The organism is Pantoea sp. JZ2 (assembly GCF_035191405.1).
GTDB classification, from domain to species: Bacteria; Pseudomonadota; Gammaproteobacteria; order Enterobacterales; family Enterobacteriaceae; genus Pantoea; species Pantoea stewartii.
In genome coordinates this window covers 3,917,073-3,929,235 of record NZ_CP045247.1, presented here as the reverse complement: position 1 = coordinate 3,929,235, position 12,163 = coordinate 3,917,073, and the positions used below count along the sequence as shown (strand labels likewise).

Genomic DNA, 12,163 nt, shown 5'->3' with positions numbered 1-12,163 from the left:
CACGATCATGTTGCGCGTCCGATTTCGTTAGAAAGACGCCGTCGAATCTGATGGATTGTAGCGTAAATAAAGTGAAATTCGCACTCTTGTTGCGGTGCAAATGGCGCGTATCATGAGGTGACTGGCTTTGTGATAACGCCCTTCATGGCGATGAATAACCTCTTACCAGGACACTATGTATGCGCATTGAAGAAGATTTGAAACTGGGCTTTAAAGACGTACTGATTCGTCCAAAGCGCTCCACGCTGAAAAGCCGATCTCAGGTCGAACTGGATCGCAGCTTTACGTTCAAACACTCCGGCCTGGACTGGCGCGGCGTACCTGTTATCGCGGCCAACATGGATACGGTGGGGACTTTTTCAATGGCCGAGGCGCTGGCCAGTTTCAATGTCTTAACAGCCGTACACAAACACTACAGTGTGGAAGACTGGCGGGCGTTTGTTCAACGCGTACCGGCATCAGTACTGAAATATGTGATGGTATCTACCGGCACCTCAGACGCCGATCTCACCAAACTTATCGCGGTCATGGCCATTTGCGATGACCTGCAGTTCATCTGTATTGACGTTGCCAATGGTTATTCTGAGCACTTTGTCGATTTCCTGAAGCGTGCGCGTGAGATCTTCCCGGGCAAAACGATTTGTGCGGGTAACGTCGTCACGGGGGAAATGGTCGAAGAGCTAATCCTGTCCGGAGCCGATATCGTGAAGGTGGGGATTGGACCGGGCTCAGTCTGCACCACGCGCGTCAAAACCGGCGTGGGATATCCGCAGCTCTCTGCCGTGATTGAGTGCGCCGATGCGGCGCACGGCCTGAGTGGGCAAATCGTCAGCGATGGCGGATGCGCTGTGCCGGGTGATATCGCCAAAGCGTTTGGTGGCGGCGCGGATTTTGTCATGCTGGGCGGTATGCTGGCGGCACATGATGAGTGCGAAGGCCGAATTACAGAAGAAAACGGCGAGCGGTTTATGCTGTTTTACGGCATGAGCTCAGAATCCGCAATGAAACGTCATGCGGGAAGCGTGGCGGAATATCGTGCGGCAGAAGGGAAAACAGTGAAACTCCCCTTGCGCGGGCCGGTAGAAGAAACCCTTCGCGATATTCTCGGCGGGCTTCGTTCTGCCTGCACCTATGTGGGAGCTGAGCGGCTAAAAGAGTTAACCAAGCGCACCACGTTTATTCGGGTGGCCGAGCAGGAAAACCGCATCTTTTCCCGTTAACCCCGCCTGCTCAGCATGCAGTAAAGGAACGGAGCACCTTTACTGCATGGCCTCACCTAGCCCAAACACAGGCAGATACATGGCGATCACCAGTGTGCCGACAATGCCGCCAATCACCACCATCATCACGGGCTCCAGCGAGGCGGCCAGATTATCAGCCCGCGTCAGCGTTTCTCTTTCATGCCATTCAGCCAGACGCGCCAGCATCACATCCAGTGCGCCTGACTCTTCGCCCACACGAATCAACTGACGACAAAGTGGCGTAAACAGGGGATGCGCGTGCAACGCCTGATGCAGAGGATTGCCTTGCGCAATGTGCTGCTGAATAGCCTTGATGGCATCCTGCCACAGCCGCGATGACAACGTGACACAGGCCGCATCAAGACCCTGGAGCAGGGTTAATCCTGCCTGCTGGGTCAGTTGCAACACACTGTAGATTTGCGTCAGTTGACTGCCCTGCCATAGCCCGGCGATAACCGGCACACGCAGCAGGGCGCGTTGCTCACAGCGCTGCCAGTTTTCAGAGCACCGCCGCGCGTGGTACCAGCCCGTCGCCAGCAGGGCAATGCCCCCGATTAACGGCAATCCGCCCGCCTGTAATGCGTCGGACAGGGTGATAACGGCGGCGGTGAAGGCGGGTAAAGGCGCGTCAAACGAGGCATAGACGGAAACAAACTCCGGCAACACAAACAGCAACATACCGCAGGTGACTGCCAACGCCACGAACAGAATAAACAGGGGATAACGCAGGGCTTTCAGAACCTTAGCGCGCAAATGCTGCTGACGTGTTTGTTGCTGCGCCAGTTGTTCGCAGCAGATATCCAACTGACCGGTCAGCTCGCCGACCGCCATCAGCGCAGCAAAAAGTGGCGGAAAAACCTCTGGCCACTGGCGTAATGCCTGCGAAAATGGCTCGCCACGCAAGACGTGATGCTGTAAGGCCTGCATCAACGCCCGCCAGGCGGCATGCGGGTGACCTGATGCCAGCAGATCAAGGCTTTGCGACAAAGGAAGGCCCGCCTTTAGCAGGGTGGCGAGCTGGCGAATGAAATCAATTTTATGCTGTGACCGCCAGTCACGTCGGCGCATCATTTTTTCCCGCTTCTCGCTCACCGGCACTAAGTGCCGGCGCGAAAGGTCGTCAGACAGCGTCTCACTGTCGGGGGCCAGATGATAACCCGTTTGCAGTCTGCCCTGTGTATCTACAGCATACCAGCGATAAAGAAAAAGGTGCGTCATGATTCGAGCCCAATAACGCGCTGCATCTCCTCCAGAGAGGTTTCGCCGCGGCTGACAGCGTCCAGCCCCGAAGCCTGTAGCGTGCGCATCCCTTGCTGTTTTGCCAGCGCCAATACCTCCTCCAGAGGCATTTCGGCGGCGATAGCATTTTGCAGTTTGGCTGTAACGGGCAGGAGTTCGAATAAAGCCAGACGGCCAAAATAACCCGAAAAGCAGTGATCGCAACCCGGTGCCCGCCAGGTTTGTAACGTGCCTGGCCAGACTGACGTCGGGAGATGTGCCACGGCCTGTGCAGGTTCACGACAGTGCGGACACAGGCGTCTGACCAGGCGCTGAGCAATAATCAGGCGCAACGCTGAGCCCAGTAAATAACCAGGAATGCCCATCTGGCGTAAGCGCGTTAGCGTTTCAGCCGTTGAGTTAGTGTGCAAAGTCGAGAGGACAAGATGACCGGTTTGCGCGGCTTTTACGGCAATTTCAGCGGTCTCGCCGTCACGTATTTCGCCTATCATGATGACATCCGGATCCTGGCGAAGCAGCGCGCGTAACACACGATTAAAATCGAGCCCATACTTTGGATTAATTTGCGTCTGATTGATGCCCGGCAAAGGGATCTCAATGGGATCTTCCACACTGCAAATGTTCTTTCCGGGCTGATTAATCGCGCTCAGTCCGCTGTAAAGGGTAAACGTTTTTCCACTGCCGGTTGGGCCCGTGACCAGAATCAGGCCCTGGGGCTGTGCCAGCGCAGCCTTGAGCAGGCGCAGCGGTGCCGCGGGTAAGCCCAGCGAGTCCAGGGACAGTGTAGCGCCTTCCCGCTGCAGCAAACGTACGACGGCTTTCTCTCCGCCCTGCGTCAGCAACGTTGAGAGCCGAAAGGAAGCGACCTGACCGTCAATCTCATGGCTGAACTGACCGTCCTGTGGCAGACGACGTTCGGCAATATCCAGCCCGGCCAAAATTTTAAGCCGCGCCAGCAGAGCCGCTGGCTGTATGTCCCGTTGCAGGGGCAGGGGATGCAACACGCCGTCAATGCGCAGACGAATACGCAGGCTGTGCTGATAAGGCTCAATATGGATGTCTGAGGCCCGCCGCTGTGCTGCCTGATGCAGAAGCTGGCTGGCGGTATCGATTGCCGATTCTGTGGCGGCACCCTCTTTAGCACACAAGGGGCTATGCATCGCTTCAGCCTGTTCGAGCCGGGCCTGCGGCCAGCACTCAATAGCGATCTGACACGGGCTGGCAAATTGCAGGGCTTCGGCCAGTCCTGGCGGAACCTGCTCAGCGACAGCAAGACGTAAATGCGTCGCGTTGTGGTCGAGGATGATGGCGCGATAGCGCTGACAGATCAGCGCTATCGCATCGTCGGGTTTACTCATTTGTGCCCCCACGACTGTCAAAGCGGAATTGTTCCTGACAGTTGTCACGTAACGTGGTGTTAGTGCTGGTACAGGTACGCTGCCAGACGAGCGTGCCTTCGTTACTGTCCCAGACGGGCAGCATTTCTACGCTTAATCCATTCAGGCTCTCCTGCCCGGTCAGGGTAATCATGCCGTTGACCACGGTGATCGCCGACACGTAACGTGATGTTGTGCCCTGCGGAATACCGCGTTGCCCGGCCTGACACTGTTCAGGCCCGCCGCGTTCAATCGCGCAAAGCTCAACGGCCGTCTTAAAGGGCACCATGGTTTGCAGCATGTCGGTCAGCGCGGCGCGCTGCAGATAATTTTGATAGGCAGGCAGCCCGATAGCGCTGAGGATCGCCACGATGCCGACCACAATCATTAATTCAACTAACGTGAATCCTTGTTGATAGTGCATATTTGCCTCCTGAGTAAGAAGGCCGCAGTCTAGGAAGACGCTGTGGGTAATAACAGCAGGAAACCCGGAGAGTGGAAAAGGGCAGGCAATAAATCTGGAGGGTTACAGGAACAGGACTACGTCACTGGATGCTGGTGCACAAAACAGGCCGTGCCGGCGGCACGGCAACAGAGATTATTGCGCCTGAAAGCGCATCGACAGATCCAGAGCACGCACATGCTTAGTCAGCGCGCCGACAGAGACATAATCCACACCGGTCTCGGCGATGTCCCGAATCGTCGTTTCGGTGACGTTGCCTGACACCTCCAGTAGCGCACGACCAGCCGTGATCTTCACCGCCTCGCGCATCGCCTGAAGGGAAAAATTATCCAGCATGATGATGTCGGCCGCCGCAGCCAGTGCCTCTTCCAACTCTTTCAGCGATTCAACTTCGACTTCCACAGGGACATCCGGATAAAGCCAAAAGGCTTTTTCGACGGCCTGACGAATTGAGCCGCTGGCAATAATATGGTTTTCTTTAATCAGAAACGCATCGGACAGGCCGAGGCGATGATTACTGCCGCCACCGCACAGCACGGCGTATTTCAGCGCTGTTCGCAGGCCTGGCAATGTTTTGCGTGTATCCAGAAGCTGTGTCTGTGTGCCTTCCAGCAGCGCGACATAGCGGCTGACTTCCGTGGCGACGCCGGACAAGGTTTGCACAAAATTCAATGCGGTGCGTTCGGCCGTCAGCAACAGGCGGGCTGGCCCGTCAACCTCAAACAGGGGTTGATCCGGGATAACATGTTGTCCATCTTCCACATGCCATGTCAGGGCGGTGTGCGCGCCTAGCTGGTTAAACACCTCTTCGACCCAGCGTTTACCACAAAAAACACCGGCTTCACGGGTAATAACCTGAGCATGTGCCCGACTGTCGGCTGGCAGGAGCTGCGCGGTAATGTCGCGGTCGCTCTCTGTCTCACCGCCGAGATCTTCCTTTAATGAGCGTTCAACGGCCTCGGGGATATCATTTTCAATACGTTCAAGCAGCGCCTGATGGCGACTGTCAGGATCATAGCGACGCACAGACATACGCGTTCCGCTCCAGTAAATGTCAGGTAACAGAGGCGATTACCATAGCCTGAATAGCGCGAAGGCACCAGTCCTTAGTCACTTTTTGTTTAGTATACTTAACATGTGCGTTTATCAGCCCGATAGTGCAACGCATTTTGACGCAATAATCCCTTAAAATTCATGCTATTCTCAAACCGGTCCTGCGAAGAGAATCCAGCATGAAAGTAGAAAAAGGTTGGCTGTCCGGTGTGCGACAGGTGCCGTCCCCCCATTGTAATGATCGGCCGCATAATGAAGCGCCATCCCTTCTGGTCATTCACAATATCAGCCTGCCGCCCGGCGAATTCGGCGGCCCGTGGATTGATAAACTGTTCACCGGCACGCTGCCTGCCGACGCGCATCCCTACTTTGCTGAGATTGCTCATCTGCGCGTTGCGGCGCACTGCCTTATCCGACGTGATGGCGAAATCGTGCAATATGTTCCCTTTGATAAACGTGCCTGGCACGCTGGCATCTCGCAGTTTGAGGGGCGGGAAAACTGCAACGACTTTTCAATTGGCATTGAACTGGAGGGCACGGATATTGAACCTTATACCGAGGCACAATACGCCGCTCTGCATCAGGTCACGCAGACGTTGTTAGCCCATTATCCGTTAACGCCTGCGCGCATTACCGGCCACAGTGATATTGCACCGGGACGGAAAACCGATCCCGGCCCGGCGTTTGACTGGGACGATTTTAAACAGCGGTTACAGCAACAAAAATTGGAGTAACTATGACGTTATTTACCTTGTTACTGGTTTTAGGTTGGGAACGGCTGTTTAAGCTGGGGGAGCACTGGCAACTGGATCACCGGCTGGAGCCTGTGTTTCGTCGCCGTCAGCACTTTTCGGTGATGCGCACACTGCTGATGCTGATTATCGCGATGGGCCTGACCGCGCTGGTGGTCGGGAGCCTGAAAGGCATTTTGTTCGGTGTTCCTCAGCTTCTGTTCTGGATCGTGGTGGGGTTACTGTGCATCGGAGCGGGTGTGGTGCGTCAGCACTATCATACGTATTTGCAGGCGGCGAGTCGTGATGACGCCGCGGCACATCAGGCCATGGCGGCAGAGTTAACCCTGATCCACGGTGTGCCTGTTGAGTGCAGCGAACGCGAATTCCTTCGTGAGCTTCAGAATGCGCTCATCTGGATTAACTTCCGTTTCTATCTGGCACCGATGTTTTGGTTCGTGGTGGGCGGTGCCTGGGGACCGGTGTTACTCGTGGGGTATGCGTTTTTACGCGCCTGGCAAAGCTGGCTGGCAAAACACTGCACGCCCATGGCCCGCTCTCAGTCTGGCGTGGACAGCATTCTGCATGTGGTTGACTGGCTCCCGGTGCGGCTGGCGGGCGTTGCCTATGCGCTGCTGGGGCACGGTGAGAAAGCCTTGCCTGCCTGGTTTGCCTCGCTGACGGACAGGCACCACTCGCAGTACCAGGTTTTAACCACGCTGGCGCAGTTTTCGCTGGCTCGCGATCCGCACAGCGATAAGGTCGCAACGCCACGTGTCGCAGTGGCGCTGGCGAAGCGCATTTCGCTGGTGCTGGTGGTGGTTGTGGCGTTGCTGACCATTTACGGCACGTTGGTGTAGTCGGCAGGGGGAACCCCGAAGTCGGGTATGCCATCCTCACGCCAGTGAAAATATTTCAGACGCGTATGGCGATTACCGTCCCAAAGGGGATCGCCCTCAATTTCTGTATAATTGCGTGCGTGATAGACCAGCAGATCGCGCCCGTCCTCATCCTGAGTAAAACAACTGTGTCCCGGTCCATACTGGCGGTTTTCCCAACTGGTTGCAAAGACCGGACGCGCTGATTTCTGCCAGGCCATCGCGTTCAGCGGATCGGCATCACGCGGAATGGAAAGCAGGCCCATGCAGTAGTTTTCATCCGTTGCGCTGGCAGAATAGGTAATAAACAGCCAGTCACCATGCACTATCGCTGCCGCGCCTTCGTTGACGCTAAACCCCGCGCACTCCCATTCATATTCCGGACGGCTCAGCATCACCGGTTTGCCTTTGAGCGTCCATGGATTACGCAATTCAGCCAGATAGAGGTTGGAATTCCCTGGAATTGCAGGATCTTTCTGCGCCCATAAGTACCAGTTTTTCCCCTGGTGAACAAAGTGGGTGGCATCCAGCGCAAAACTGTCGAGATGACTTAACACCTGGCGCGGGGGCTGCCAGTGGCCACTGAGCGGGTCGTCATCGTTGCACACCAGCGCGTACATCCGGTGCTGAAACAAGCCATCTTTGATATCGCGCGAAGGCGCTGCGGCAAAATAGATAACCCAGTGTTCTCCAATACGATGCAACTCCGGTGCCCAGATCAGCTCACTGAACGGCCCAATATCGGGTTTACGCCAGACCACGACGGGTGTCGCGGTGCGTAAGGCCGTTAGCGTGCTGGCACGACGTAGCTCAAGACGATCATATTCCGGTACGGAAGCAATAAAGTAATAGTGTTCTCCGTAGCGCAGGATAAACGGATCGGCGCGCCGTTCAATAAAGGGGTTGGGCCAGTTTTCGCTCATTTCAACTCTCCAGTCGGAAGCTCGGTAGGGTGTTTTTCGTGCGCCTGAATCTGGCGGAGGGCAAGATCGCGTTGAATGGTTTGCATTAATGTGCGATCCACTTTCATCAGTCGCACCACGCCCGCGGTAATCAAATAGCCAGCCCCGGGGATAACGGTAAACAGCAGGACAATGCCGTTAAGCACGTGAGCCGATTGCTGTTTCGCACCTGCATCATAACCGTAAGCCGAGAGCAGAAAACCGACCATCGCCCCCGCGACGGCCAGTCCGACCTTGAGAAAGAACAGATTGCCTGAAAAGCTGATGCCGGTAATACGCTTACCGGTTTTCCATTCACCGTAATCGTCCACATCCGCCATCAAAGACCAGTGTAAAGGGGAGGGAATTTGATGAAGGACATTCAGCAGAAAGTAAGCGATAACGACTGTCACGGTGGCGTGGGGATCAAGCCAGTAGAAACCGCAGGAGAACAGGGCAAGGGCGATATTGGTCCAGAAAAAGACTTTCAACTTACACCAGCGCTCGGTGAGGACTTTTGCCAGCGTGCTACCCAGCATCATGCCAACCACGCCCAGGCTGATAAACAGCGTGGCAAAGTGCGCCGTTTGTCCCATGACCCAGGTCACGTAATACAGGGTTGCTGCCATACGAATAAAACCCGGGCAGACATTGCAAAGTGTCAACAGCAAGATGCGCACCCACTGATCGTTCTTCCACACATCACGCAAATCGTTTTTCAGCTCATCATGAGTAGGGACGGCAGGCTGAATACGTTCCCGCACGGTGGCGAAGCAGAACAGAAACATTGCCAGTCCCACCAGGGCCAGCACAGCCATCGCCATCTGATAACCCCGCGCCTTGTTCTCACCGCCAAACCATTCCGCCATCGGCAGCAACGACAGTGACAGAATCAGGGTGGCAATGCCGACCATGACAAACCGGTACGACTGGCAGGAGACACGCTCACCGGGATCGTTAGTCATGACGCCACCCAGCGAGCAGTAGGGGATATTAATGGCGGTATAGGCCAGGGACATGAAAAAGTAGGTGGTAAAGGCCCAGACGACCTTGCTGGGATAGCTCCAGTCTGGCGTGGTAAACATCAGTACACTGAATATAACGTAGGGCACTGACACCCACAGTAACCAGGGACGGAAACGTCCCCAGCGGCTTTTGGTACGGTCAGCTATCGCGCCCATTATCGGGTCGGTGATGGCATCCAGAATGCGCACCGAGAGTAACAGCACGCCCACTAAGGCCGGTGCTAAGCCAAAAACGTCGGTATAGAAATAGCTGAGGAACAGCATGACAGCGCCACCGATCATGTTGCACCCCGCATCACCCATGCCATAGCCCAGCTTTTCTCTGAATGAGAGGGGGTTATCTGTCATTGTTGTAACCTGCAGAGGAATTAAACATAAAAGGATTATTAATGTTTAATCCACAGACGACGCGGCAAGAAATTGTTGGGATGATGGACAAAACAGCCGTGCAAGGAGAAGTGTGAGCAGGGTCGGGTTTACCGAGCCAGCCCGCCGCTTTCTGTCGGCGGGCTGGCAATGCCGTCAGGCTTTTTGCGTCTTATTCTTGATGAAATAGCCAATAGCCAGGATGATCAGCCAGACAGGAATGAGCCATACGGAAATGGCCATGCCTGGCGTCATCGCCATCAGGACCAGGATGCCAGCCAGGAAGATCAGGCAAACCCAGTTACCCAGAGGGTACAGTACCGCTTTGAAACGGGTGGTAACGCCCTGCTGGTTTTTCTTTTTACGGAATTTCAGGTGCGCCAGGCTAATCATCGCCCAGTTGATGACCAGCGCAGACACGACCAGCGACATCAGCAGACCAAACGCCTCACCCGGCATCAGGAAGTTCAGCAGCACGCACAACGCGGTGGCGACGGCTGACACCAGAATACTCATCACGGGCACACCGCGGCGGTCCACGCTCAGCAGCGCTTTTGGCGCATTGCCCTGCTGTGCCAGACCAAACAACATGCGGCTGTTACAGTAAACGCAGCTGTTATAGACCGACAGTGCGGCGGTGAGGATCACCACGTTCAGCGCATTGGCAACCATGGCATCGCCCAGTTCGTGGAAGATAAACACAAAGGGGCTGGTATCTTCAGTCACGCGCGTCCACGGCATTAATGACAGCAGCACTGCCAGCGAGCCGATATAGAAAATCAGGATACGCCACAGCACCTGGTTGGTGGCTTTTGGAATCGTGGTTTCAGGATTGTCCGCTTCTGCCGCCGTAATCCCGACCAGCTCCAGACCGCCAAAGGAGAACATGATAATCGCCATAACCATCACCAGCCCACCGAGGCCATTCGGCATAAAGCCGCCGTGTTCCCACAGGTTACGCACGGTTGCCTGCGGCCCACCGGTACCACTGAACAGTAACCAGCCGCCAAACAGGATCATCGCAATCACCGCGATAACTTTAATAATGGCAAACCAGAACTCCATTTCACCAAACACCTTAACGTTCGTCAGGTTAATGGCATTAATCAGCACGAAGAAGATAGCGGCTGATGCCCAGGTGGGAAAATCGGGCGCCCAGAACTGAATGTATTTACCGACGGCACTCAGCTCCGCCATGGCGACCAGCACATACAGCACCCAGTAGTTCCAGCCAGAGGCGAAACCGGCAAAATTTCCCCAGTATTTATAGGCAAAGTGGCTGAAGCTCCCGGCAACGGGCTCCTCGACCACCATTTCACCCAGCTGACGCATGATAAGAAAGGCGATAAACCCGGCAATCGCATAGCCTAAAATAACGGCGGGACCTGCGGATTTGATGACCGACGCGCTGCCCAGAAACAGGCCGGTTCCCACTGCACCGCCCAAGGCGATCAACTGTATATGGCGATTTTTTAAACCGCGCTTCAGCGACTCACCGTGCTGTTGTTCCATACACACCTCATGATGTTGTTATTCTTCGCTTCAGAATGTGCTGACTGTAAAGAATTAAATACACTTAAGACTGATGTTTTTAAGGTGTCAGACTTGCGTAATGCCGCCAGCTGTAACCTGACCAACAGAATAGTGATAAGCGCAGGGCTTTGCACCTGCTTTCGCCAGCCCCGGTACGAGTTGGCTTAAAAAGAATCAAACGGTCTGCCGTCTTATCAACCCCCGATGAGAAAAACGGCAGCAAACCGCGCTGACCAGGCGCTGATGGCTAAATCGGTTTAGTCATACATGCTGTGTAATTTTTGGTAAAGGTTAAAAAAATTAACGTCCAGGTATGGCCTGATTCTCCACTTTTATCTCTGGATTTAACGCGCGCATCCCGCATTCCTTCACTGAAGTGTCACAGATGCCGTATAGACACAAGGTGAATACTTTGTTACTTTACGGGCACCTTTTTTGAATTGGTATTACCAATTTACTTTGTTTGACCGGCATACTTTAAGAAGGGAAGATGGCTTATAGCAAGATTCGTCAACCCAAACTCTCCGATGCGATTGAGCAGCAACTGGAATCCCTCATTATGGAAGGGACGCTGCAGCCGGGAGAGAAGTTGCTCCCCGAGCGCGAACTCGCCAAACAATTCGATGTTTCACGTCCGTCTCTCCGTGAGGCAATCCAGCGATTAGAAGCGAAAGGATTGTTACTACGCCGTCAGGGCGGCGGAACATTCGTACAAAAACATCTCTGGCAGAGCATGAGCGATCCACTCGTAGAGCTACTCGCCGAACATCCGGAATCTCAGTTTGATCTGCTGGAAACGCGCCACGCTTTAGAAGGCATTGCGGCTTACTATGCGGCATTGCGTGGCACAGAAGAAGATTTGCAGCGTATTCGCGACTGTCATCTTCATATCCAACAGGCGCAGGACAGCGGCGATCTCGACGCTGAAGCAGACGCAGTGATGAAGTATCAGATCGCTGTCACAGAAGCGGCCCATAATGTCGTGCTTTTGCATTTGCTACGATCAATGGGCCCTATGCTGGAACAGAATGTCCGACAGAATTTTGAATTGCTCTACTCTCGCCGGGAAATGCTGGCGAAAGTGAGCGGTCACCGCGCCAGAATTTTTGAGGCGATTGTGGCTCGTGAGCCAGAACAAGCACGCGAGGCATCACACCGTCACCTGGCGTTCATTGAGGAAATCTTGCTGGACAGAAGTCGGGAGCAGAGCCGTCGAGAACGCTCCCTACGTCGTTTACAGCAACGTAAGGAATAACGCGCGGCAAAGATCGTGCGGACATGTGCGACGAGCCTGTCTCCCTGACGTTAACAGGCTCC

The 12,163-nt window shown here is 54.8% G+C and carries 11 protein-coding genes; 4 read left to right on the top strand and 7 right to left on the bottom strand.

Annotation, left to right across the window (positions count from 1 at the left end; translation table 11 throughout):
• Positions 1-179: 179 nt before the first annotated feature.
• Entirely contained in the window at positions 180-1,220 is a 1,041-nt protein-coding gene (locus GC087_RS19085) for a GMP reductase (protein ID WP_033740262.1), read from the top strand.
• A 39-nt stretch (positions 1,221-1,259) separates the two neighbouring features.
• Here the strand turns inward: GC087_RS19085 and hofC are convergent, their stop codons facing one another.
• The 4 genes from hofC to nadC form a co-directional block, all read right to left on the bottom strand.
• A complete protein-coding gene (hofC, locus tag GC087_RS19080; RefSeq protein ID WP_324029054.1) occupies positions 1,260-2,459 on the bottom strand; it encodes a protein transport protein HofC in 1,200 nt (399 codons plus the stop codon).
• Entirely contained in the window at positions 2,456-3,838 is a 1,383-nt protein-coding gene (gene gspE, locus GC087_RS19075; protein WP_324029052.1) for a type II secretion system protein GspE, read from the bottom strand. The genes hofC and gspE overlap by 4 nt, the downstream gene beginning before the upstream one ends.
• Positions 3,831-4,280, bottom strand: coding sequence for a prepilin peptidase-dependent pilin (gene ppdD, locus GC087_RS19070; RefSeq protein WP_006117693.1), 450 nt, complete (start codon positions 4,278-4,280; stop codon positions 3,831-3,833). The genes gspE and ppdD overlap by 8 nt, the downstream gene beginning before the upstream one ends.
• A gap of 174 nt (positions 4,281-4,454) precedes the next feature.
• The gene (gene nadC, locus GC087_RS19065) at positions 4,455-5,351 is read right to left on the bottom strand and encodes a carboxylating nicotinate-nucleotide diphosphorylase (RefSeq protein ID WP_324029050.1); all 897 of its coding nucleotides are present in this window, start codon (positions 5,349-5,351) and stop codon (positions 4,455-4,457) included.
• Between the two features lie 200 nt (positions 5,352-5,551).
• Between nadC and ampD the strand changes: the two genes are divergently transcribed.
• Complete coding sequence (gene ampD, locus GC087_RS19060) at positions 5,552-6,106, top strand: 1,6-anhydro-N-acetylmuramyl-L-alanine amidase AmpD (RefSeq protein WP_006117696.1); 555 nt, start codon at positions 5,552-5,554, stop codon at positions 6,104-6,106.
• Positions 6,107-6,108: 2 nt separating this feature from the next.
• Positions 6,109-6,963 (top strand): beta-lactamase regulator AmpE, encoded by an 855-nt coding sequence (gene ampE, locus GC087_RS19055; protein WP_172913143.1) that lies wholly within the window; start codon positions 6,109-6,111, stop codon positions 6,961-6,963.
• On the opposite strand, the gene GC087_RS19050 is transcribed toward ampE, so the two are convergent.
• The 3 genes from GC087_RS19050 to aroP all read right to left on the bottom strand — a co-directional run bounded on the left by GC087_RS19050 (position 6,945) and on the right by aroP (position 10,825).
• Entirely contained in the window at positions 6,945-7,904 is a 960-nt protein-coding gene (locus GC087_RS19050) for a glycoside hydrolase family 43 protein (RefSeq protein WP_324029048.1), read from the bottom strand. The genes ampE and GC087_RS19050 overlap by 19 nt on opposite strands.
• Positions 7,901-9,295: a glycoside-pentoside-hexuronide (GPH):cation symporter gene (locus GC087_RS19045; RefSeq protein ID WP_324029046.1), complete on the bottom strand. Its 1,395-nt coding sequence runs from the start codon at positions 9,293-9,295 to the stop codon at positions 7,901-7,903. Before GC087_RS19045 ends, GC087_RS19050 begins: the two co-directional genes overlap by 4 nt.
• Before the next feature lie 174 nt (positions 9,296-9,469).
• Positions 9,470-10,825: an aromatic amino acid transporter AroP gene (aroP, locus tag GC087_RS19040; protein ID WP_324029044.1), complete on the bottom strand. Its 1,356-nt coding sequence runs from the start codon at positions 10,823-10,825 to the stop codon at positions 9,470-9,472.
• Positions 10,826-11,336: 511 nt separating this feature from the next.
• Here aroP and pdhR point away from each other — a divergent pair.
• Complete coding sequence (gene pdhR / locus GC087_RS19035; protein ID WP_033740273.1) at positions 11,337-12,101, top strand: pyruvate dehydrogenase complex transcriptional repressor PdhR; 765 nt, start codon at positions 11,337-11,339, stop codon at positions 12,099-12,101.
• Positions 12,102-12,163 lie beyond the last annotated feature (62 nt).